We start from the raw sequence: 22,903 nt of genomic DNA on the forward strand, positions 1-22,903 counted from the left end.
CGGCGCGTCATTGCGGCGTCCCGCCCCCCGCCTGCGCCCTCAACAACCCCACAAACGCCTGCGCCTGACGGCTTGGCGTATCGAAGCGCGAGCGCACCAGGCTCAGCGTCAGCGGAATGTGTTCGCGCAGCGGCCGCACCACGGTGCCGGGCCAGCCGGCGCGGCCGACCGAGAATTCGTCGACGATGGCCAGGCCCACGCCGGCGCGGACCAGCGCGCAGGCGATCTCGGCGCGTTCGATGTCGGCGCGCGCGCGCCACTCGACGCCGGCTTGCGCGAACGCCGCCGCCATCAACTGCCCGAACGGGATCTGGCGCGCGTAGAGCACCAGCGGGTGGGCGGCGACCTCGGCCAGCGTCAGCACCGGCGATGCGGCGAGCGCGTGCCCTTCGGGCAGGATGCAGACCATGCGGCCCTGCGCGAACGGTTCCACCACGAGGTTCGGATGTTCGATCGGCAGCACCGACACCGCCAGTTCGGCCTTGCGGCCGAGCAGCTCGAGCGCCATGTCGGCCAGCAGCGTGGTGCGCATGGTGAGCCGGACCTGGGGATGGGCGTCGAGGAAGGCGGCCATGATGGGCGGCAGGAAGTTCAGCGCGAGGCTCGGGCTGGAGCAGATTTTGAGCACGCCCTGGGGGTTGGTGGCGAGGTCGCGCGCGAATTCGTCGATGCGCAGCGCTTCTTCGTAGAGCGAGCCGACTTCCTGGAACAGCAGTTGCGCTTCGGCGGTCGGCCGCAGCTTGCCCTTGACGCGCTCGAACAGCCGCAGGCCGAGGCTCTGCTCGGTGTAGGCGATCAGCCGGCTCACGGCGGGCTGGGAAATGCACAGCAGGCTGGCGGCGCCGTTCATGGAGCCGGTCAGCATGACGGCCCGGAAGACCTCCATTTGTCTGAGTTTGAAGCGCATCGATAACAGATGGTTATAACCCACAATCACAAGAGCATACGACAAGTCACGGCAAAACCCATACGATCTGGAGCACATGCCGGGATACGGACGGCAAAAAAGACATAGGAAGAGAGGAGACCACATGCGCCGCAAGATCGGCTTTATCGGCCTGGGAATGATGGGCTTGCCGATGCTCGAAAACCTGGCCACGGCCGCGGACCTGGAGATCCGGGCCTTCGACACCGCCGACGCGCCGTTCGCGCGGCTCGCCGGCCATGCCGCCTGGGGCAGCACGCTCGCGCGCGCCACGGCGCTGGAGGCGTTGGCCGGCTGCGAGGTCGTGATCACGATGCTGCCGAATAGCCCGATCACCAACGCGGTCGTTGCCGGCGAGGGCGGCCGCGCGGGACTGGCGGACATCCTTGCCGCGGGCGCCACCGTGGTGGACATGGGTTCGTCCAACCCGGCCGATACGCGCCGCCTTGCCGCCACGCTGGCCGGGCGCGGCATCGCGCTGGTCGACGCGCCGGTCTCGGGCGCGGTGGCCAAGGCGCGCGCCGGCACGCTGGCGATCATGGCCGGCGGCGATCCGGCGCACGTGGAGCGTGTGCGCGCGCTGCTGGAGCACATGGGCGAGACGCTGATCGTGACCGGCGCGGTCGGCTCCGCGCACGCGATGAAGGCGCTCAACAACTACGTCTATGCGGCCGGATTGCTGGCCGCATCCGAGGCGCTGCTGATCGCGCAGCGCATGGACCTCGACGCGGGCATCTTCGCGAGCGTGCTCAACGCGTCGAGCGGCCGCAACGTGGCCACGGAAACCAAGCTGGCGCAGTTCATCATCCCGGGCACGTTCAACGCGGGCTTCGCCATGCGGCTGCAGGCCAAGGACCTTGCCACGGCCGCGGGGCTGCAGGCGCTGGCGGGCGTCGAGGCGCCGCAACTGTCGCTGTGCGCGTCGCTGTGGCAGCAGGCCGCCGGGGCGCTCGACCCGCGCGCGGACAACACGGAGATCATCCGCTACCTGGACAAGCAGGCGTAGCACGGGCGGCCTCGCGCCGCCACGACAAGAACACAAGAGCACAAAAGCACAAAAGCACAAAAGCACAAGAGGAGACAACAACATGAGCATTTACCGAGGCATTGCCGCCGCGGCAATCGGCCTGGCTTTCAGCATGGGCGCGCTGGCCGGCGGTTATCCCGAGCGGCCGATCCGGATGGTGGTGCCGTTCCCGGCCGGCAGCATCACCGACGTGGTTGCGCGCGCGCTGGCCGAGCCGATGTCGCAGGACCTGGGCCAGCCGTTCGTGATCGACAACAAGCCCGGCGCCAACGGCATCATCGGCACGCAGCAGGCCGCGCAGGCCAAGGCCGACGGCTACACGATCGTGATCGTCGGCGTGACCACCGCGGCCAGCAACGTGAGCCTGTTCAAGAAGCTGCCCTACGATCCGGTCAAGGACCTGCAGCCGCTCGGCGGCGTGGCGGAGACGCCTTACCTGCTGGTCGGCTCGCCGGACGCGCCGGGCAAGCGGGTCGGCGACGTGTTCAGCTACGCGCGCCAGAACCCGGGCAAGCTGACCTATGGCTATGGCTCGGGCAGCGCGCAGGTGTTCGGCGCGAAGCTTGCCCACATGGGCAAGTCGGACATCACGCAGGTGCCGTACAAGGGCGGCCCGCAGGCGCTGACCGACGTGATGGGCGGCATCGTCAAGCTGACCTTCACCGATTTCGCCAACGGGCTGCAGCAGGCGCGCGCCGGCAAGGTCAAGGTCTATGGCGTGAGCACGCGCGAGCGTTTTCCGCTGGCCGCGGACATTCCCACGCTCAACGAAAGCGGCGCGCCGGGCTTCGACCTGACGGTGTGGTTCGGCCTGATGGCACCGGCCGGGCTGCCGGACGACGTGGCGCGGCGCCTGTCGGCCTCGCTCGACAAGGCGCTGTCCTCGGACGAACTGATCCGCCGCTTCGCCGCGCAGGGCCTGACGCCCAAGCGCCAGCCGGCGCCGGAGTTCGGCGCCTTCGTCAAGGCCGAGATCGGCAAGTGGGCGGCCATCGTCAAGGAAGCCGGCATCACGCCGGAATAGGCGGTGCTGGCCGTGCTGGCTGCGCTGGCCGTGCGGTCGGCGTTGCCCGCTTTTTTCTGTGTTTTCTGGAGAGTTTCCCGTGTCCCTGATCGAAATCCGCAAGCGCTGCCTGATCGTCGAAACCACGTATCACGAAGGCGGCCCGCCGCCCGAGAAGCCGCTCAAGCTGGCGGCGTCGTGCGCGGTGATCCGCAATCCCTACGCGGGCCGCTACGAGCCGGACCTGATGCCGTTCATGTCGGAGCTGCGCTCGCTCGGCTCGCTGCTCGCCGGCGAACTGGTCGACACGCTCGGCGGCAAGGACAAGGTGGAGGTCTACAGCAAGGCCGCCATCGTCGGCATCAACGGCGAGATGGAGCATGGCGCGGTGTGGCACGAGGCGGGCGGCTGGGCCATGCGCACCGTGCTCGGCGAGCCCAAGGCGATGGTGCCGGCGGTGAAGGCCGTGGCCTCGGCCGGCTACCGGATGATGGTGCCGGTGCACTACATCCATGCGTCCTACGTGCGCAGCCACTTCAACAGCATCGAGATCGGCATCCAGGACGCGCCGCGCCCCGATGAGATCCTGTTCGCGCTGGTCATGGGCACCGGCGGCCGCGTGCATTCGCGTCTCGGTGGCCTGCTCAAGGAGAATGTCGTCGGGGCTGACGGGCAGCGATAGCGCTCAGGCATCCACCAGCGCCTGCTCCCGCAGCCAGTCTTCCAGCGCCTGCGCCGACATCGGCCGCGCATAGAGGAAGCCTTGCAGCTCGTCGCAGCCGAGGCTGCGCAGGATGTCGGCCTGGTGCCGGCTTTCCACGCCTTCGGCGACCACGCGCAGGCCGAGGTCGTGGCCCAGTTCGACGATGGCCTTGATGACGGCGAGGTCGGCGGGCGCGTCGAGCATGTCGTGCACGAACGCGCGGTCGATCTTGAGCCGGTCGAGCGGGAAGCGGTTCAGGTAGCTGAGGCTGGAGTAGCCGGTGCCGAAGTCGTCGAGCGACAGCTTGACGCCGAGCGCGCGGATCGCGTTGATCGCGTCGAGATAGTTTTCCGCGCTGTCCATCAGCACGGTCTCGGTGATCTCCAGTTCGAGCCGCTCCGGCGCGACGGCGTGGCGCGCGAGGCTCGCGCGCAGCGTGGCGGCCAGGTCGGCGTCGCGCAGCTGGATCGCCGACAGGTTGATCGACATGCGGATGCCGGGCAGGCCGGCGGTGCTCCACTGCGCGAGCTGGCGGCACGCTTCGTCGATCACCCAGGCGCCGATCGGGATGATCAGGCGCGTGTCTTCCGCGATCGGGATGAACTGGGCCGGCATCACGCTGCCGAGCTGCGGATGGGTCCAGCGCAGCAGCCCTTCCACGCTGATGACGGCGCCGGTGATCGCGTCGAGGCAGGGCTGGAAGGCGAGGCGCAGTTCCTGGCGCTCGATCGCGGTGCGCAGGCAGGCTTCGAGCGTGAGCCGCTGGCGCGCGCGCTCGGCGATGTCGGGCGAGAAGAATTTCACCAGGTTGCGCCCGGCCGCCTTGGCCTGGTACATGGCCGCGTCGGCGTTCTGCATCAGGGTGTCGATGTCGGTGCCGTCGTCCGGGTACATCGCCACGCCCACGCTGCACGAGACCTGCAGCGTGGCGCCGCCGATCGCGTGCGGCTCGCGCACGAGCGGCAGCAGGCGGTCGTCGATGGTGCTGGCGACGTCCGCCGCGCCGCCGATGTCGTTCAGGATGACGGTGAATTCGTCGCCGCCCAGCCGGCTCACGGTGTCGCCGCTGCGCACGGCCTGCAGCAGGCGCCGCGACACCGAGCGCAGCAGCGCGTCGCCGATGTGGTGGCCGAGCGAATCGTTGATGTCCTTGAAGCGGTCGAGGTCGATGAACAGCACGGCCACGCGCGCCGGCGAGTTTCGCGCGCGCTCGAGCGCGGTGCCCAGGCGCTTGGTGAACAGCGCGCGGTTCGGCAGCTCGGTGAGCACGTCGTGCTCGGCCAGGAACTGGATGCGCGCCTCGCTCTTCTTGCGGTCGGTGATGTCGATCAGCGTGCAGATGTAGTGCGAGACGTTGCCGCGCTTGTCGCGCACCGCGCTGATCATCAGCCAGGCCGGGTAGTCGCCGCCGTAGCGCCGCCGGATCTGCGCCTCGCCGTTCCACACGCTCGACAGGTCGACCAGCGTCGCCAGCCCCTCGATCAGCGGCGTGCCGCCCGCGGCCGCGACGACGAACTCGGGCAGCTTGCCGGTGACGTCTTCCGCGCGATAGCCGGTGGCGCGGTAGAACGACGCATTGGCCGTCAGCAGGCGCCGCTCCTGGTCGAGGATCAGGATCGCTTCCGAGGACGCCTCGAACACCTTGCCCCACAGCTCGAGCCGCTGCTCCATCAGCTTGATCTGGTTGATCGGCGTGAAGGCGGTCAGCACCGCGTCGCGCCCCTGGAACTTGAGCCGCCGCGCGGACAGCATGGCCCAGGTCGGCTCGGCGCTGGCCTTCCAGCGCACCTCGAATTCCTCCACCGCGTCGCGGTCGGACAACTGCTGGAAGAAGCGCGCCCGCACGGGCGAGTCGAGCGCGAAGGCCCACGGGTCGGCCGTGCAGCCGTTGAGCCAGTAGAGCGCGGGCTGGTTGGCGTGCAGCACTTCGTGGCCGGGGACCGCCGTCACCATCATCGGCACCGGCGTGGCTTCCACCAGCGCGTGCTGCGCGGCGGAGGCGCGCGCCGTGGCGGCGAGTTCCTTCTGCACGTCGCGCTCGCGGTCGAGCTGCTCCAGCATCTCGTTGAAGCCGCGCACCAGCTGGCCGATCTCGTCCTGGCTGTGCCAGCTCGCGCGCAGCGTGTGGTCGCCGGTGCGGCGCACGGTGTCCATCACGCGCGCCAGTTGCCGCAGCGGCCGCGAGATCTGCTGCGCGACGAAGTACACCATGCCGAGGATGCCGCACAGCAGGAACAGCGCGGTGCCCAGATGCAGCCACATGCGCGAGAACAGCCCGCGCACCCGCGCGTGGAGCAGCGTGTCGAGCTGCTCGCTGGTGTCGCGCCAGGTGTCGCGCACGCTCAGCACCAGCGCCTGCTGCGCGGTGTCGAGGTTGGCGAGCAGGGCGGGGTCGGTCTTGTCGCTGCCGTTCACCACGATGCGCGCGGCGTGCCGGTACGCTTCCACCGCGGCCCGCATGCGCGCCACGGAAGGCGCCAGCGCGGTGCCGAGCGCGCGGTCGGCGGCGCCGGCCTCGGCGAGGTCGGAGCGCAGGCCTTCCAGCACCGCGTCGAGCTGGCCTTCGAGCACGAGGTAGCGCGTGCGCAGGGCCTCGCGGGATTCCTGCCCGTGCATGCCGTCGTGCAGGCGCCGGCCGATGCCGTGCACCGCGTCGACCAGTGCCGGATAGCGCAGGATCGACAGCGACATGGCGTAGTAGCTGTCGAGGTCGGGGTCGAGGATCAGGTTGGACTGGTTGCCGATGCGCGTGACGAGCTCGCGGCAGGCCTCCAGGGCCTCGCCCACGGTGGCGGGCGTGGGCTGCGGCTCGCGCGCGATGGCGGCGAGTGCCGCGCGCACGCGCCGGCTCAGCTCGGCGCTCTGCATGTGCGTGCCGTACTGCTGCTCGGCGTGGGCCAGCTCAGCCCCGATCTGCTCGAAGCGCGCGGCGGGCGGCCGCGCCCCGGCCTCGGTCAGCGCGACGTCGGCCAGCGCGTCGCGCACCGTGTGCAGGTAGATGTTGCCGCCGATCTCCTTGTTGGAGAAATCGATGGCGATGTATTTCTCGTGGATCAGTATCCCGCTGATATAGACCACCGCGCTCAGATCCAGCAGATAGATCAGCAGCAGCTTGCGGCCCACGCGCAGGCGCCCGAGAAACCGGAAGAAGGGATTGTCTTTCATCGTGCGCGCACCGTCGCGCATTATTTAGGGTGACTCATGGCGCACTCCAACGGGCTGGCGGGAAAGAGGCAAGAAAGATGCCGGGCCTGGCTGGAGGGTTGGCTGGCATTCCCATATCGACGCCCGCGCGCCGCGGCTTTAGCGTTTGGCGGATATTCCCCGTGACGGTGCGTGCGTGCCGCAGGAGGGTGCATGTGGCGGCCGGGGAAGCCGGCACGCACGGGGATGGCGCATACGCGCCGCGGGCCCAGACTTCGGTGGGGATTCAGGAGCAGGCATCCGTGCCGATATCTGCAATCAATGGCAGCAGGTGTATATCGTCTTTGGTCAACACAAGCGTCAATTTGGATGAATACGCCAGAGATCGTCGAATCTGCCAGATTGCGGCGCGCGGGCGCCTGATGGGCCGGTAGCGCGCAGCCTCACTCTACAAAATCAAACAGGAGAATCATGGGTCGTATCCGTCTTGCCGGGCTGTTCCTGGCGCTGGGCTTGTTGGGTGGCTGTGCCGTCGTTCAGACGCCGATTCCCGCTTCCGCGAAGCTCTTCGACAACCGCGCGAGCACCGTCGCGGTGGCGGTGCAGAAACTGCCGGAGCCGAATCAGAGCATGACCGGCGCGCAGGGCGTTCTCGACTACGCGATCAACAAGGCCAACGCCAAGGCGATCGTGGACCGCCTGCAGCAGCAGGATTTCTCGGCGGTGAAGAACCTGCCCCAGGCGTTCGCGCAGGGGCTGGAGTCGCGCCAGATCAAGACCGTGCTGGTGCCGGAGCCGCTCGATACGGAGCAGTTGGCGAAGTTCACGGAGGGTTCTGGCGACGGCGTCGCGAAGATGGACTACCGGCCGCTGGCCAAGCGGTACGGGGCCGACCGCTTGTTGCTGATCGAATCCAAGTGGCTGGGCACGCAGCGCAACTACTATGCGTTCATGCCGCTGGGCGCGCCGGTGGGCTACGTGTCGCTGGTGGGGCAGATGATCGACCTGCGCACCAACCGGCTGGAATGGTATGAGCCGGTACAGATCACCACGCCGGTGGCCGGTGAATGGGACGAGGCGCCCGACTATCCCAACCTGATGAAGTCGGTCGATGCCAGCACGCAATCCGCGAGCGCGAAACTGCGCGCGGCATTCTTCATGGAACAGGCCACGCAGGCCGTGAGCGCGGCGGCTGCGCCGGCGGCGGCGCAATAGGGGCGCCTGCTGCGCACCCTGGCCGGCGGCGAGCCGGCCTTTTTTTTGCGCATCCTCGGCGCTGGCGGCCGTGCCCATATGCGAAAACCGCCTTTCCATAGCCGAAAAGTTGTCTATACAAGTAGCGGGCGGCCCGATAACATCGGTCTGATCTACAAGCGCGCGCGGTCCCGGCGCGCTTGTTGTCTTTCCATGTTTCTGGAGTCAGAAGTGAACCGTCTTGTCCGCCTGTTGGCCGATTCCCTTGTCATCCGCATCGCCGGCGCCGCCTTGCTGGCCTGCGCGAGCCTGCCGGCGCCGGCCGCGGGGCCGGCCGGGGCGGAAGGCTATCCGGCGCGCCCGGTCCGGGTGATCGTGCCGTTCGCGGCGGGTGGCGTGGCGGATGCGCTGCCGCGCCTGGTCGGGCAGAAGCTGGCGGAGCAGTGGGGCCGCCCGGTGGTGATCGACAACAAGCCAGGCGCGGCCGGCAATATCGGCATGGAAGCGGCGGCGCGCGCGCCGGCCGATGGCTACACGCTGGCGCTGGCGCCGGCGGGTAACCTGACGGTGAACCCGATTCTGTTCCCGAAGCTCGGCTTCGAAGTGAAGGACCTCGTGCCGGTCACGCTGCTGGCGACCTCGCCGAACGTGCTGGTGGTGAATCCGGGCCTGCCGGCGCACACGCTCAAGGCGCTGGTCGAATACGCGCGCGCCCATCCGGGCGAGCTGAACTTCGCTTCGCCGGGCAACGGCAGCGGCGCGCACCTCGCGGGCGAGCTGCTGAACCTGGAGGCGGGCATCAAGACCGTGCACGTTCCCTACAACGGCATCGCGACGGCGCTCAACGACGTGCTGGGCGGGCAGGTGCAGATGGTGTTCGCGGGCGTGTCGAGCGTGCTCCAGCACATCCGCTCGGGCAAGCTGGTGGCGGTCGCGGTGGCCGGGCCGCACCGGCTGGCGCAGTTGCCGGGCGTGCCGACGGTGGCGGAGTCGTATCCGGGCTTCGACGTGACTTCGTGGTACGGACTGGTGGCGCCCAAGGGCACGCCGGACGCGGTGGTGCGCAAGTGGCAGGCCGACGCGGCCGCCGTGCTGCGCCAGCCGGAGGTGCGCGAGAAGCTGCTGGGTCTCGGCCTGGAGCCGGTGGGCAGCACGCCGGAAGCGTTCGCCAGGACCATCTCCAGCGAAACCCTGAAATGGCGCGCGATCGTGCATCGCGCGAAAATCCAGCCGCTGCAGTCGTAGGCCGGAATCGGGCACCGGCACCAGTACCGGCACCAGTACCGGCAACCGTCCGCGCTCTCCGCACGCCGGCTCGCGCGAGCCGGCGCCGTCTTTCCTCCCTCGCGCCTTCCCGCCTTCCCGCCCTCCCGCGTTTCCCCAGCCCCCGGCAGCCTTGCCCTAGGGTAATCCCCAATATGCCGTATCATCTCGCCCGGTGCATTGGCCGCCAGGGCAGGCCGCGTCGCGGGCGCGGCACATTTTTGTCTTTGCGCTGTCCAACGTGCCGGATTTCATAGTGAAACAGGTAGCGGATTCGCCATATGGCGGGTCCGGGGTGGCGGGGCGCCTTGTCGGGACGCCCGCTGCCTGTGATGCAGGAGAGGCTTTTGGCGACAAACGAAACCCAGCGCAGAACTGAGGTCGACCTGATCCGCGGCGTGGCGCTGATCTTCATCGTGGTGGATCACGTCAACGGCAGCGTGCTGGCTGACTACACCATCCGCAATTTCGCGTTCTTCGACGCGGCGGAGATCTTCGTCTTCCTGGCCGGCTATTCGGCCAGCTCCGCCTTCCTGGCGATGGAGGCGCGGCATGGCGCGGCCGCCGCGCAGAGCCGCCTGGTGCGGCGCAGTTGGGAAATCTACAAGGCCTTCGTGCTGACCGGGCTGCTGATGCTGGTGTTCGGCCTGCTGCTGGCGCTCGCGCGCGTGCCGGCGCCGGCGGTGGTGTCCACCGAGGCGCCGATCTTCATGGCGCATCCGTTCAGCACGCTGATCGAGGTGTTCAGCGTGGCGCGCCAGCCCTTCGTCTCCGACGTGCTGCCGATGTACGCGGTCTTCATCCTGTGCGCGCCGCTGTCGATCCGCATGGCGCGCGCGCGGCCGCTGACCTTCGTCGGCGCCAGCGCGCTGCTGTGGCTGATGGCGCCGATGCTCACGCCGCTGCTGCCGAGCAGCGACGGCAACGGCTGGAGCTTCAACCCGTTCGCGTGGCAACTGATGTTCGGCCTGGGGCTGATGTCGCGCCTGCGGCCGGACGTGATCCTGCCGCGCCAGCCGCTGGTGCGCTGGGTGGTGACGGTGCTGGCGGTGGCGATGACGCTGGCCGGCGTGCTGCTGGCCTATCTGTGGATGCGCCCACACGTGTACGAGCCGTGGCTGCCGGCATGGCTGCCGACGATGGTCTTCCCGCTGCCCAAGAAGAGCCTGGCGGCGCTGCGCGTGGCGAGCTTCCTCGGGCTGGCGTGGCTGGCCTACCTGGCGGTGCGCGCGGGCTGGGTGGCGCGGCTGGCCTCGGTGATGGGGCCGGTGGTGCAGATCGGCCGCCACAGCCTGTTCTGCTTCGTGTTCGGCGCGGTGGTGTCGGTGGTGATCGAGGGCTTTACCTACGGCATCGCCGGCGGGCGGCCTTCGCGGCCCATCGCGCTGGGCGGCGACATCGTGGCGGTGGCGCTGCTGCTGGTGATCGGCGGCTGGTGGGGGCGGCGCAAGGAGGGGCGCAAGGCGGCGGTGGCCGCCCGGCAGTTGCGCGCGGTGCCCTGCGCGAACGGCCGCGGCCTATGAGCGGGCCGCGGCGCGCTGCCGCGTCCGCGGCTTCGGCGCGGCCGATGCGGCCGATGCCGCCTTCTCCCTGCCGGCGGCCAGCAGGCCGGTCAGCACGAACTGCTGCACGCCTTGCCGCCATTGCGCCAGCGCCACCTTCGGGCGCGTGGTCGGCCCGGTCGGCTTGGCGCTGAAGAACATGCTGACGCCGTGCATGGCGGACCAGGCGCAGCGCACCATCATGTCGTCGAACTGCGCGTCCAGCCCGTTCTCGCTGAAATAGTCCTGCACCGCGCCGTAGAGCAACTGGTAGGAGGCCGCGCCCGCCTCCAGCAGCTCGGGGTAATTCTCCTTGCCGACGATCTGCGGGCCGAACATCAGGTAGAACAGGGCGGGGTGCCTGACGGCGAATTCGATGTAGCCGTCCATCACCGTGAGCAGCCGTCCCTCGGCCGTCATGTCGGGCGACATGCGGGCGCGCCGTATCGCCACCAGCTCGCGGAAGCCGTCGGCGGCGATGGCGGCGAGCAGTCCTTCCTTGTCGGCGAACTGGTTGCGCGGCGCCCCGTGCGAGACCCCCGCGAGCCGCGCCGCCGAGCGCAGCGTCAGGCCGTGGACGCCTTCGGTTGCGAGGATCTCCCTGCCGCAGCGGATCATTTCCTCGCGCAGGTTGCCGTGGTGGTAGCTCTGGCGGGGCGGCGGGGTGGTGGCGTTGGTCATGGTGTTGCCGTGGGCGGTGTCGTCAGGCCTCCATGTTAGCGCCAACGGCAGCGCGCCCGCCCCGCATCCGCGCGCGCGGCGATGGTGATTGCTATTGCAGCGTGATGTGCTTTTCGGCGACCACCCTGGCCCAGCGCTCCGCGTCCTTGCGGATCTGCGCGTCGAACGCGGCCGGCGTGGTGCCGCTCGGCTCGGTGCCCAGCTCCTGCAGCCGGGCCTTGACCTCGGGCACCGCCACCGCCTTCGCGACCTCCGCGCTGAGACGGTTGACGATCGCGTCCGGCGTGCCGGCCGGCGCGAACAGGCCGAACCAGCCGACGTCGGCGAACTGCGGATAGCCCTGCTCGGCGAAGGTGGGCACGCTCTCCAGGCCCTTCCAGCGGCGCGGCCCGGTCACGCCGAGCGCGCGCACGGTGCCGGCCTGGATGTGCGGCTTGATCGCCAGCGGATCGACGAACAGGCCGTTGATCTGGCCGCCGATCAGGTCCTGGATCGCCGGCGCGGAGCCCTTGTACGGCACGTGCATCATGTCGATGCCGCTGACCGAGGCCAGCATCTCTCCCCACAGGTGGGAGCCGGTGCCGGCGCCGAAGGAGCCGAAGTTGAGCCGCTCGGGCGACGCCTTGCCATAGGCCAGGTAGCTCTTGAGGTCCGTCACCGGCAGCTTGCGGTCCACCACGAACACCACGGGCGCTGCCGCGATCCCGGCCACGCCGCGGAAGCTCTTGATGGCGTCGTAGGGCAGGTCCTTGAACAGCGCCGGCTGGATGCTGTGCGCGGAGTTGTTGAGCAGCAGGGTGTAGCCGTCCGGCGCCGCCTTCGAGGCGATCGAGTAGGCCACCACCGTCTGCCCGCCGGGCCGGTTGTCCACCACGACCGGCTGCCCCATCTGCCGCGACAGGGCCGCGCCCACGGTGCGGGCGATGATGTCGGTGCCGCCGCCGGCGGCGTAGGGCACGATGATCCGGATCGGATGGGTGGGGTAATCCGCCGGCTTTTCGGCATGCGCGGGGTGGGGCGCCAGCAGCAGCAAGCCGGCCACCCCGGCCGCGAGGCGCGCGGCCGTGTTGGACGTGGTCATGGTTGTCTCCTGTCTTGATCTGTTTTCGATCTGATTTCGATCAGTTCTCGGTTCCGCATTTCGGCTGGCTTTCGCCAGCCTTTCCGTGCTACTCGTACACCACCGAGTAGCGCGTGGTCAGCGTGGCGAAGGCGGTCTCGATGGTGGCCATCGCCGCGGCGCGCTCGGCTTCGCTCATGGCGGCGGGCAGCACCAGCGTGGAGGCCAGCCCGAGGTCGCCGCGGTCTTCCACGCGGATGTCGCGCACGGGGAGCGGCGCCCCGGCGGCGGCATTGGCCAGCATCTGCTGCTGGGCGCGCCGGATGGCGTCGCCGCGCAGCACGTTCTTCTGGATCTTGCCGACCGCGGTCTTGGGAATGGCGTCGACCAGATAGAACTGCTTGGGCACCGCCGCGCGCTCGGGAATCGCCTCGTAGGCGTAGTGCCTGAGGCGGCCGAGCGGATAGTCGCTGCCCGGCTTGAGCGCGATGTAGGCTACCGGCAGCTCGCCCGCGTGCGCGTCCGGGATGCCGACCGCCGCGGCGTCGAACACGGCCGGATGGCGGTACAGCGCTTCCTCGATCATGCGCGGGTCGATGTTGTTGCCGCCGCGGATGATGAGGTCCTTGGCGCGGCCGGTCAGCCAGAAGTAGCCTTGCGCGTCCATGTAGCCGAGATCGCCGGTGTTGAACCAGCCGCCGTCGAACCAGATGTCCCGGTTGTGCGCCGGGTCGAGGTAGCCGGCGAAGACGTTGGGCCCGCGCACCACCACCACGCCCGGCTCGCCGGGCTCGCAGTCGCGCACGATGCGCCGGCCGGCCACCTTGACCGCCTTCATCTGCTGGTAGGCCATGCGGAACCCGATCGAGCCCGTGCGCGCTTCGCCGTGGCGCGGGTTGCAGGCGCTCAGCGCGGTGCCTTCGGTGAGGCCGTAGCCTTCCAGAATGACCGAGCCGGTCTTCCTGCCGAAGGCCTCGGCGATGGCCGTCGACAGCGGCGCGGTGCCGCAGGTGGCGGCCTGCAGCGAGCCGATGTCGGCATCCTCGATGGGGATGTTGAGCAGCATGTTGACCACGGCTGGCACCATGCTGAGCGTGGTGACGCGGAAGCGCTCGATGATGCGCCAGATGTTGCGGATCACGGAGGGATCGCGCCAGCCGCCCGAGGTCAGCATGACCACCGAGGCGCCGCGCGCGAGCGGCATCAGGCAGTTGGTCAGCACGCCGGTGACGTGGAACATCGGCACGCCGCACACGCGCACGTCCGCGGGCTGCACGTCGTACTGCATGCCGCTGGCCCAGGCCATGAAGACCTCGTTGCCGTGCGTGTGCAGGGCGAGCTTGGGCGTGCCGGTGGTGCCGCCGGTGTGGAACATCGAGGCGGTGTCCCCGGGGGCGATGCGCCGGCCGCTGTCGAGCGTCTCGGCGCCGAAGCGCGGCAGCTCGGCCAGCAGGTCGACCACGCCATCTTCGCTCGCGGGGCCGCCGCCGGCCTTGATCCAGTGGCGCACGCCGGGCAGCTCCCGGCGGATCAGCATGGCTTTGTTCCAGGCCTCGATGTCCGGGTCGGGGCCGTAGACGATCACCGCCTTCGCGCCGGCGTTGGCGAGCAGGGTGCGGATGATCTCCGGCTCCAGCATCCAGTTGACGGGGCAGGCGATGCCGGCCGCCTCGCTGCCCCAGAGCGCGTATTGCGACTCCGGCGCGACCGGCATGAGGATGCCGATCACGTCGGCCGGCCCCAGGCCGAGCGCATGCAGCAGGTTGGCGGTCTGGGTGATGCGGCCGAACAACTGGCCGTGGCTCACGGTGGTGGCGCGCTCCAGCTCGTCGCCGGAGGCGAAGTGGTGCAGCGCGGGCGCGTCGGGCGCGCGGTCGCGCGCCAGGCGCAGCAGGTCGTAGGTGCTGGCCGGCAGGTCGCGCGCCGGCAGCGGGGTCTGCTCGAAGCGCTCGATGTCGCCGAGCGTGGCCACGCGCAGCCCGGGCTGGTAGAGGTCCCGCCGCGCGCGGGCGGCGGCTTCGATGGCGGCTTGCGTCATGGTCAGGATCCCCGGTAGGCCGGACGGCGCTTGTTCAGGAAGGCATCGCCGCCTTCGTGCATGTCGTCGGTGCTGAACAGCGTGGCGAAGGCAAGCTGCTCCATCATCAGCGCCGTATCCAGGTTGGTGTCCTGCCCGTTGTTGATCATCAGCTTGGCCAGGGCGATCGAGTGCGGCGATTTCTCCGCGATGCGGTGCACGTAGGCCTTGGCCTCGTCGAGCAGCTGCGCGGCGGGCACCACCTTGTTGACCAGGCCGATGCGGTAGGCCTCGTCCGGCTTGATGATCTCGCCGGTGAAGATCATTTCCTTGGCGCGCGTCGCGCCCACCAGCCGCACCAGGCGCTGGGTGCCCCCGCGCCCCGGGATCAGGCCGACGTTGGTCTCGGTCTGTCCCATCAGCGCGTTGTCGGCAGCCACGCGCAGGTCGCAGGCCATCGCCAGCTCCAGGCCGCCGCCGAAGCACGGCCCGGCGATGGCCGCCACCACCGGCACGGTGCTGTGATGGATCAGCGCCCACAGGTCGGACGCGCCGCTGGTGGGGCCGAACGCATCGAGCGGGCGGCGCTTGAGCATCTCGACCAGGTCGCCGCCCGAGACGAAGGCCTTGGTGCCGCCCCACAGCACGATGCCGCGGATGGTCTTGTCGGCCATCAGCGCCGACATCGCCGCGTGGATGTCGTTGCGTAGCGTGGCGTTGAGCGCGTTGTACTTCTCGAGCCGGTTCATCGTGACGATGCCGCAGCCGCCGTCGCGGTCGACGAACACGGTGTCGTATTCGGTGATGGGGGTGGTCGGGTTGGTTGTCATTGGCTTGTCTCCTGTCAGCGTGCGCCGTCTTGTTTGTTGGCTTTCCGGTCGTTCAGTGGATGAACTCGAACAGGCCGGCCGCGCCCATGCCGCCGGCGGCGCACATGGTCACGACGCCGTACCTGGCCTTGCGGCGCCGGCCTTCGAGCAGCAGGTGGCCGACCTGGCGCGCGCCGGTCATGCCGTAGGGGTGGCCGATGGCGATGGCGCCGCCGTTGACGTTGACGCGCTCCTCCGGCAGCCCGAGCTGGTCGATGCAGTACAGCGCCTGGCAGCCGAAGGCCTCGTTGAGCTCCCACAGGTCGATGTCGTCGACGGTGAGCGCGTTGCGCTCGAGCAGGCGCGGTACCGCGCGCACGGGGCCGACGCCCATCTCGTCCGGCTCCACGCCGGCCGTCGCCAGCCCGATGAAATAGCCCAGCGGCGCCAGCCCGCGCCGCTGCGCTTCCCGCTCGGACATCACCACCAGCGCGGCGGCGCCGTCCGACAACTGGCTGGCGTTGCCGGCCGTCACCTGGTAGCCCTCGCCCTTGACCGGGGGCAGGGCGCCGAGCTTTTCCAGCGTGGTGTCCGGGCGGTTGCCTTCGTCGGCTTCGAGCAGGCAGGCCTCGGTGGTGGTCTGTCCGGTCGCCTTGTCGGTCACGCCCTTGCGCGTGGCCAGCGGCACGATCTCGTCGCGGAACAGGCCGGCCTGCTGGGCGCGGTCGGTGCGCTGCTGGCTGCGCAGCGAGAAGGCGTCGGCGCGCTCGCGCGACACGCCGTAGCGCCGGGCCAGGATCTCGGCGGTGTCGATCATGTGCAGGTACACGTCGGGCCGGTGCTCGGCCAGCCACGCTTCCTGCTGGGCCACCTTGAGCGTGACCGGCTGCGACAGGCTGATCGACTCGACCCCGCCGGCCACCATGACCGGCACCTTGTCGACCAGCACGCGCTGCGCGGCAAAGGCGACCGCCTGCAGGCCGGAAGCGCAGAAGCGCGTGAGCGTGGTGCCGCTCACCGAGACCGGCAGGCCGGCGCGGATGGCGCCGGTGCGGGCCACGTTGCCGCCGGTGGCGGCGACCGGCTGGCCGCAGCCGAAGATGACGTCTTCCACCTCGCCGCCTTCGAGGCGGGCACGCCGCACGGCATGCTCGATGACGTGGCCCGCCATCGTGGCGCCGTGCGTCTGGTTGAAGGCGCCCCGCCCGGCCTTGCCGATGGGGGTGCGGGCGTAGGAAACGATCACTGCGCGAGACATGGGTTCTCCTTTGGTATGGGTATCCGCACGGGGACTTCCGGTCCTGGTGCGTGGCATATATAGACAGTGGATAGATTTGGGCGGAGCGATCCGGCTGGTTGCCAGGATGCCGCCGGTTTGCCGGGTGTCCAGGCACCCGCGCCGGGTGGCCGTCTCGGTGTATCCACTGTCTACATGCTAGTTAGCGGATTTCGGCAGGTCAAGCGCGCGGCGGGCTGGCGAGGGTTTACCTCGATGAAGCGGGAAGAGGAGGGAGAGAGAAAAAAAGAGGGTCGGCGGCAGCCACATCACCGCGCGAAAATAATGGTTCGCATGCGAAGCGATGGCGATGCGCGGTGGTGCAACGCGCCGCCGCGCGCCGCTAGCGGGACGCCTGCACGGTATCCAGGATTTCGGTGGACAGCGCCTCCGAGCGCACCGCGCGCGCGAGCACGAGGCCGCCGACCATCGTGGCGAGCATCAGGATCGCGTCCTTGCGCGACGACGCGCTGTCGTCGCCCGCGATCAGTTCGATCAGCGCCGCCACGCCGGCCTCGAAGCGCTTGCGGGTCCTGGCGTCGAGCCGTGACACGTCGGCGCCGAGCGCGGCGATGGCGCAGCCGCTGGCGGGCTTGTCGCGGTGCTTCCGGTTCATGTAGGCGTGCAGGATCGCGCGCTTGCGCTGCCGCGCGGGCGCCGCCGCGGCGGCCGCTTCGAGGAAGGCCGTGGTCTGGCCGAAGGCGGCGTCGACCGCGTCGGCGACCAGGGCATCGCGGGAATCGAAGTGCGCGTAGAAGCCGCCGTGGGTCAGCCCGGCGCTTTTCATCAGCTGCGCCAGGCCGACGCCGTCGATGCCGTGCTCGCGGAATTCGGCCGCGGCGGCCTCGACGATCTGCTTGCGGGTTTCGGCCTTGTGTTCCGGCGAGTAACGCACGATTGGACTCCGTAGGTTGAGGGCGGCGCTGATTGGATGACGATCATCATATCCGGATGATGAAGCGACCGGCAGCCGATGCCACATCATGCCATGACGATGGCATGACGGTCATCATTCAATGGCCGGTCCACGGTGGTAGAAGTGGCGGATACGCCGGCATCCGGCGCTTCATCTTCTTTCCGGTTCTTTAGTATGATGATCGTCATTCAATCGAATGACGCAAGGGCGGAACGTTCGCCCCAACCAGGAGCGATGTGATGAAAGCGAGAGACGTGGTGCTGTGCCATCCGGTGCGAACGGCAATCGGAGCCTATAACGGCGCACTGAAATCGACGCCGGCGACCGAGCTCGGCGCGGCGGTGATCGCCGAGACGTTCCGCCGCTCCGGGCTCGACCCGGAGCTGGTCGGCAGCGTGGTGTTCGGCAACGTGATCCAGGCCGGCAACAAGATGAACCCGGCGCGGCAGGCCGCGCGCGGCGCCGGCCTGCCGGTTTCGCTGCCGGCGATGACGGTCAACCGCGTGTGCGGCTCCGGCGCGCAGGCCATCGCCAGCGCGGCCGACGAGATCCGCCTGGGCTACGTGGACGTGGCGATCGCCGGCGGCATGGAGAACATGGACCAGGCGCCCTACCTGATGCCGGCCGGGCGCTGGGGCAGCCGCATGGGCGACGCGGTGCTGTACGACAGCATGCTGCGCGATGGCCTGGTGGATGCGTTCTCGGGCGAGCATTCCGGCTGGCACACCGAAGATCTGGTGGAGCGCAGCAAGCTGACCCGCGAAGACCAGGACCACTGGGCCGAGCGCTCGCAGCAGCGCTTCGCGCGCGCGCAGGAGCAGGGCCGCTTTGCCGCGCAGATCGTCGGCGTGCCGGTCAAGGCCAAGGGCGGCATGGCGACGTTCAGCGTGGACGAGGCGAACCGGCCGGACACCACCTTCGAGATCCTCGGCAAGCTGAAGCCGGCGTTCCGCAAGAACGGCACCATCACGGCGGGCAACGCGCCGGGGCTCAACAGCGGCGCGGCGGCGATGGTGGTGGCCGAGCGCTCGCTGGCCGAGGCGAAGGGCCTCGTGCCGATGGCGCGGCTGGTGGCCTACGGCGTCGGCGCGGTCGAGCCGGGCCTGTTCGGCCTGGGCCCGGTACCGGCCGTGCGCCAGGCGCTGCAGCGCGCGCAATGGGCGCTGGGCGACGTGGAGCGCGTGGAGATCAACGAGGCGTTCGCGGCGGTGCCGCTGGCGGTGGCCGGCGAGCTGGGCCTGCCGCTCGACATCATCAACGTGGACGGCGGCGCCATCGCGCACGGCCATCCGATCGGCGCCACCGGCGCGGTGCTGACCACGCGGCTGCTGTACTCGATGCGCGCGGACGGCATCCGGCGCGGCATCGTGACGCTGTGCATCGGCGGCGGCCAGGGCATCGCGCTGGCGCTTGAAGCGCTGGACTGAGGCGCTGGACTGAGGCGCCGGACCGACGCGGCGCTAGGCGGTCTTCTGCCGCAGCGCGAAGGCCCGCTGCGCCGCCGGCCGCGCCACGCAGCGCTGGTGCCACGCGGCCACGTTGGCGAGGTCCGCCGCGTCCAGGTCGGCCAGCCGATGCAGCACCGCGGCGAGGTTGAGGTCGGCCACGGTGAAGCTGTCGCCGAGCAGGTAGGGCTGGCGCGCGCAATGCGCGTCGAGCACGGCCAGCGGCTTGCGCAGCGCGGCCAGCGCGGCGGCGGCCTGGGCCGGGTCGCGCTGCGCCGGCGGCAGCAGGCGGGTGTGCTGGGCGAGCTGGGTGGTGAGCGGCTCGACCATCGTGGCGGCCCACAGCGTCCATTGCAGGATGAGGGCATCCTGTCGCGCGGTGCCGTCCCACAGCACGCGGCCGGCGTGCCGGCGCGCGAGGTACAGGGTGATGGCCAGCGATTCGTAGAGGACCAGGCCGTCGTCGTCGATGGCCGGCACCATGCCGTTGGGATTGATCGCCAGGTAGGCCGGCGCCTTGGCTTCGGGCGAGGCGTAGTGCAGCGGAACGTGCTCGTAGGGCAGGCCGAGTTCTTCGGCCGCCCACAGCGGGCGGATGGCGCGCGAGGCGGCGATGCCGTAGATCTTCAGGGTCACGGATGGGGTGCGGGTTGGTTCGAGGGTTGGGAAGGGGCGGCGCCGGGCTCACTCGCCCAGCGCGATGCCGTCCTTGCGCTTGTCCGACGCGCCCAGCAGGCTGCCGTCGGCATCGCGCATGACGATCTGCGCGCCGCCGAAATCGCTGCGCCCGCCGAGTTCGCCGAGGCCGGCCGGATCGCCGTAGCCGGCGTCGCGCAGGGCCTTCGCGATGGCCGGCGGCGTGCCGGCTTCGATGGCGAGCGCGGTGTCGGACTCCAGCCGCCAGCGCGGCGCGTCGAGCGCGGCTTGCAGCGGCTGCTGCCACGCCGCCAGCCGCACCAGCAACTGCAGCTGGCCTTGCGGCTGCATCAGCCCGCCGACCACGCCGAAGCCGGCGTGGAAGCGCCCGTCGCGCAGCGCCGCGCCCGGCACCACGGTGTGATACGGGCGCTTGCCCGGTGCCGGGCTGTTGATGTGACCCGGGCCGGCGAAGCCGAAGCCGCGGTTCTGCAGCACGAAGCCGCAGCCCGGCACCGCGATGCCGGAGCCGAAGCGCTTGAAGATGCTGGTCATCAGCGTGACGGCGAGGCCGTCGCGGTCCACCACCACGGTGCAGACGGTGTTGCCGGCCGGGTCCGCCACGGTCTGCTTGGCGTATTGCATGGCGCGGCCCATCGCCCGCACGGTGCGCAGCACGGCGGCGGGATCGTCCTCGGCCAGCAGGGCCGGATCGAGCTGGCCGAGCTCGTCGAGCGCGTGCAGGATGGCCACGCCGTGCGTGTTGGGCGGGCACTCGAGGATGGTCAGACCGCGGAACTCGGTGGAAACCGGCGTGCAGAAGTCCCCGCGGTGGGCCGCGAAATCCGCCGCGGCCAGCGCGCCGCCGGCATGGCGGCTGGCGGTCTCGGCCGCCTGCGCGGGCGCGCCCAGGTAATAGGCGTCGGCGCCTTCGGCGGCGATGGCGCTCAGTACCCTGGCCAGTTCCGGGTTGCTGAAGGTCTCGCCGGCCACGGGCGGGCGCCCGGCACGGTAGAGCGCGGCGCAGACCGGGTCTTGGTGCAGCACGCGGTCGAACACGGCCCATTCGCGCGCGGCCACCGGCGCCACCGCGAAGCCGTCGCGCGCCAGCGCGATGGCCGGGGCGAACAACTGCTTCCACTCCATGCGGCCGTAGCGGCGGTGCAGGTCTTCCCAGCCGCGCACCGCGCCCGGCGTGGTCAGCGAGAGCGCGTGGCGCTCGGGGATGCGCTGGTTGGGCAGACCGGCCAGCGCCTCTACGGGGAAGGCGGCCGGCGCGCGGCCGGTGCCGTTGTAGCTGACCGCATGGCCGTCGGGCTCGACGATCATGGCCAGCATGTCGCCGCCGATGCCGGTGGCCATCGGCTCCACCACGCCGAGGATGGCGTCGGCCGCGAGCGCCGCGTCCACGGCGCTGCCGCCTTCGCGCAGCACCCGCAGCGCCGCCTGGGCGGCGAGCGGGTGGCCGGTGGCGACCATGCAGTGCGGCGCGCGCACGCCTTCGGGCGGGATTGCGGTTGTCATGCGGTTTGCTCCATCGAGGTGAGGGGAATGGGGGGCTTGCGTTTCAGCGTTTCGGCGTTGCGGCGTTTCAGCGCCACAGCACCACGGCACACATCGTCGATACCGCCAGGCCGGCCAGCACCGGCACCAGCAGCGCGCGCACGGCGTCGAGCACCGGCACGCGCGCGAAGCCGGCGATGGCCACCAGCGAGGACCAGGCGATCAGCGTGCCGCCGCCGGTCCACACCGCGCCCATCTGGCCGACCGCGCACAAGGTGGCGGCGTCCAGCCCGACGGTCGGGCCGAGCGCGCCGGCCAGCGTGCCGGTCAGCGGCAGGCCGGCGAAGCCCGAGCCGTCGATGCCGGTGATCATGCCGACCAGCAGCACGCCGAAGGCCACCAGCACGTGGTTGCTGGGGATCCAGTTCTCGGCGCCCTGGATCAGCTCGAACAGCAGGCTGGGCGCGTGGCCGGCGCCAATCTGCAGGATGGCGCCGGCGGTGTCGCCGGCGCCGATGAAGAAGAAGCCGGCGATCGGCAGCACCGAACCCATCGCCTTGAAGGCGAACACGAAGCCGTCGGTGATGTGCTCGGCGCTGGTGTCGAGCATCCTGCGCGGGCCTTCGGCGGCCAGCGTGCACAGGATCATCAGCAGCGCGGCGGTGCCGCCGACCAGCGCGGCGGCCTCGCCGCCCTTGAGCTCGGCCATGCCCAGGCCGAGCTTGGGCGAGACCATCAGCGCGATGACCGCGGCGAAGGCCAGCGGCGTGAGCATGGCGAAGGCCTTGGACCACTTGATGCGCCGCTGCTCCACCATCGACAGGCTGCGCGCGATGTTCGCATCGGTGCCGAGCGGCTCGCCGTGCGCGGTGCCGCGCGCCAGCTCGCTCTTGTCGAAGCTGCCGGCGGCTTCCACGCGGGCCAGGTCCGCGTCGGGCGCGCGGCCCTGCCAGCGCTCCAGCAGGCTGGCGCTGGCGGGGCGGATGTGGCCGCGGATGGACAGGTAGGCCAGCGTCAGCGCGATGCCGCCGGTGATCAGCGACAGCACCAGCGCGCGGTCCGCCACCATCGTGGCGCTGACCGCGGCGCCGGCGGCCTTGGCGCTGATGCCGGGCGCCACGCCGATCACGTAGTCGGACGACAGCGCCGTGCCCTGGCCGGCGATGGCGATGGCCATCGCGCCGGCCAGCGGCGGCAGCCCGGCGGCGATCGCGGCCGGCAGCAGGATGGCGGACACCAGCGGGATCGCCGGGGTGGGCCAGAAGAACAGCGAGATGGCGTAGGTGATGGCCGCCAGCATGAAGTACGCCGCGTGGCCGTTCTTCATCACCGCGCGGAACGGCTCGACCATGCGCACGTCGGAGCGCAGCGCCTTGAGCGCATTGAGCAGCGCCGTCATCAGCGCGATCACCAGGAAGATGTTGAACAGCTCGCGCGCGGCCACGAAGCTGGCGTTGAAGATGCTGGCCAGTGCGCTGACCGGGTTGTGGGTCCAGGCCAGCGTGACCAGGAAGGTGGCGATGATGGCGGGCACCACCACGTTGGCGCGGAACACCATCGTGAGCACGATGGCGAACACGCCGGCGAGGTAGACCCAGTGGGCCGCGCCGAGGGCGATGTGTGAATCCATTTGGGGGCTTGTCTCCTGTGCCGGCGCGCCTGGGGGCTGGCGCTGCCGGTCCGTGCAGAGGCGGCATCGTAGCCGGCTTCGCGCCGGGGCGGCAACCCTGGCGCGGACCGGCGGCTGCCGGAGGGGCGGC

The 22,903-nt window shown here is 70.2% G+C and carries 19 protein-coding genes; 7 read left to right on the plus strand and 12 right to left on the minus strand.

Annotation, left to right across the window (positions count from 1 at the left end):
- Positions 1 to 7 precede the first annotated feature (7 nt).
- Complete coding sequence (locus tag AC3WXD_RS01270; protein WP_492322860.1) at positions 8 to 907, minus strand: LysR substrate-binding domain-containing protein; 900 nt, start codon at positions 905 to 907, stop codon at positions 8 to 10.
- 124 nt (positions 908 to 1,031) lie between these two features.
- Here AC3WXD_RS01270 and AC3WXD_RS01275 point away from each other — a divergent pair, with 124 nt between their 5' ends.
- The 3 genes from AC3WXD_RS01275 to AC3WXD_RS01285 all read left to right on the plus strand — a co-directional run bounded on the left by AC3WXD_RS01275 (position 1,032) and on the right by AC3WXD_RS01285 (position 3,637).
- On the plus strand, positions 1,032 to 1,931 hold the full coding sequence (locus AC3WXD_RS01275) for an NAD(P)-dependent oxidoreductase (protein WP_020204104.1): 900 nt from the start codon (positions 1,032 to 1,034) through the stop codon (positions 1,929 to 1,931).
- Positions 1,932 to 2,019: 88 nt separating this feature from the next.
- Positions 2,020 to 2,976, plus strand: a complete 957-nt coding sequence (locus AC3WXD_RS01280; protein WP_492323345.1) for a Bug family tripartite tricarboxylate transporter substrate binding protein — start codon at positions 2,020 to 2,022, stop codon at positions 2,974 to 2,976.
- A gap of 79 nt (positions 2,977 to 3,055) precedes the next feature.
- On the plus strand, positions 3,056 to 3,637 hold the full coding sequence (locus tag AC3WXD_RS01285) for an amino acid synthesis family protein (RefSeq protein WP_020204106.1): 582 nt from the start codon (positions 3,056 to 3,058) through the stop codon (positions 3,635 to 3,637).
- 3 nt (positions 3,638 to 3,640) lie between these two features.
- Here AC3WXD_RS01285 and AC3WXD_RS01290 read toward each other — a convergent pair whose 3' ends face one another.
- Positions 3,641 to 6,823: an EAL domain-containing protein gene (locus AC3WXD_RS01290; RefSeq protein ID WP_492322861.1), complete on the minus strand. Its 3,183-nt coding sequence runs from the start codon at positions 6,821 to 6,823 to the stop codon at positions 3,641 to 3,643.
- A gap of 450 nt (positions 6,824 to 7,273) precedes the next feature.
- On the opposite strand from AC3WXD_RS01290, the gene AC3WXD_RS01295 reads away from it, so the two are divergent.
- The 3 genes from AC3WXD_RS01295 (at position 7,274) to AC3WXD_RS01305 (ending at position 10,782) form a co-directional block, all read left to right on the plus strand.
- Positions 7,274 to 8,017: a hypothetical protein gene (locus AC3WXD_RS01295; protein WP_492322862.1), complete on the plus strand. Its 744-nt coding sequence runs from the start codon at positions 7,274 to 7,276 to the stop codon at positions 8,015 to 8,017.
- Between the two features lie 210 nt (positions 8,018 to 8,227).
- On the plus strand, positions 8,228 to 9,241 hold the full coding sequence (locus tag AC3WXD_RS01300) for a Bug family tripartite tricarboxylate transporter substrate binding protein (RefSeq protein ID WP_231401636.1): 1,014 nt from the start codon (positions 8,228 to 8,230) through the stop codon (positions 9,239 to 9,241).
- Positions 9,242 to 9,606: 365 nt separating this feature from the next.
- Positions 9,607 to 10,782, plus strand: a complete 1,176-nt coding sequence (locus AC3WXD_RS01305; RefSeq protein ID WP_020204111.1) for an OpgC domain-containing protein — start codon at positions 9,607 to 9,609, stop codon at positions 10,780 to 10,782.
- Here AC3WXD_RS01305 and AC3WXD_RS01310 read toward each other — a convergent pair.
- The 7 genes from AC3WXD_RS01310 to AC3WXD_RS01340 form a co-directional block, all read right to left on the minus strand.
- The gene (locus tag AC3WXD_RS01310) at positions 10,777 to 11,481 is read right to left on the minus strand and encodes a TetR/AcrR family transcriptional regulator (protein ID WP_020204112.1); all 705 of its coding nucleotides are present in this window, start codon (positions 11,479 to 11,481) and stop codon (positions 10,777 to 10,779) included. The genes AC3WXD_RS01305 and AC3WXD_RS01310 overlap by 6 nt on opposite strands.
- 91 nt (positions 11,482 to 11,572) lie before the next feature.
- Positions 11,573 to 12,562: a Bug family tripartite tricarboxylate transporter substrate binding protein gene (locus AC3WXD_RS01315; protein WP_059414057.1), complete on the minus strand. Its 990-nt coding sequence runs from the start codon at positions 12,560 to 12,562 to the stop codon at positions 11,573 to 11,575.
- Between the two features lie 88 nt (positions 12,563 to 12,650).
- Positions 12,651 to 14,579 (minus strand): acyl-CoA synthetase, encoded by a 1,929-nt coding sequence (locus tag AC3WXD_RS01320; RefSeq protein ID WP_492322863.1) that lies wholly within the window; start codon positions 14,577 to 14,579, stop codon positions 12,651 to 12,653.
- 2 nt (positions 14,580 to 14,581) lie between these two features.
- Positions 14,582 to 15,388, minus strand: coding sequence for an enoyl-CoA hydratase/isomerase family protein (locus tag AC3WXD_RS01325; protein WP_492322864.1), 807 nt, complete (start codon positions 15,386 to 15,388; stop codon positions 14,582 to 14,584).
- A 52-nt stretch (positions 15,389 to 15,440) separates the two neighbouring features.
- Positions 15,441 to 16,625: an acetyl-CoA C-acyltransferase gene (locus AC3WXD_RS01330; RefSeq protein ID WP_492322865.1), complete on the minus strand. Its 1,185-nt coding sequence runs from the start codon at positions 16,623 to 16,625 to the stop codon at positions 15,441 to 15,443.
- 361 nt (positions 16,626 to 16,986) lie between these two features.
- On the minus strand, positions 16,987 to 17,538 hold the full coding sequence (locus AC3WXD_RS01335) for a TetR/AcrR family transcriptional regulator (protein WP_059414061.1): 552 nt from the start codon (positions 17,536 to 17,538) through the stop codon (positions 16,987 to 16,989).
- Positions 17,539 to 17,624: 86 nt separating this feature from the next.
- A complete protein-coding gene (locus AC3WXD_RS01340; protein WP_492322866.1) occupies positions 17,625 to 17,747 on the minus strand; it encodes a hypothetical protein in 123 nt (40 codons plus the stop codon).
- A gap of 51 nt (positions 17,748 to 17,798) precedes the next feature.
- Here AC3WXD_RS01340 and AC3WXD_RS01345 point away from each other — a divergent pair, with 51 nt between their 5' ends.
- A complete protein-coding gene (locus tag AC3WXD_RS01345; protein WP_059414064.1) occupies positions 17,799 to 18,986 on the plus strand; it encodes a thiolase family protein in 1,188 nt (395 codons plus the stop codon).
- A 33-nt stretch (positions 18,987 to 19,019) separates the two neighbouring features.
- On the opposite strand, the gene AC3WXD_RS01350 is transcribed toward AC3WXD_RS01345, so the two are convergent.
- From AC3WXD_RS01350 to AC3WXD_RS01360, 3 genes are all read right to left on the minus strand, one after another.
- Positions 19,020 to 19,640, minus strand: a complete 621-nt coding sequence (locus AC3WXD_RS01350; protein WP_492322867.1) for a glutathione S-transferase family protein — start codon at positions 19,638 to 19,640, stop codon at positions 19,020 to 19,022.
- Between the two features lie 48 nt (positions 19,641 to 19,688).
- Positions 19,689 to 21,164: a gamma-glutamyltransferase family protein gene (locus tag AC3WXD_RS01355; RefSeq protein ID WP_059414067.1), complete on the minus strand. Its 1,476-nt coding sequence runs from the start codon at positions 21,162 to 21,164 to the stop codon at positions 19,689 to 19,691.
- Positions 21,165 to 21,231: 67 nt separating this feature from the next.
- Entirely contained in the window at positions 21,232 to 22,773 is a 1,542-nt protein-coding gene (locus AC3WXD_RS01360) for a hypothetical protein (protein WP_059414069.1), read from the minus strand.
- Positions 22,774 to 22,903: the final 130 nt, after the last annotated feature.

Source organism: Cupriavidus sp. FW216-B1 (assembly GCF_058789195.1).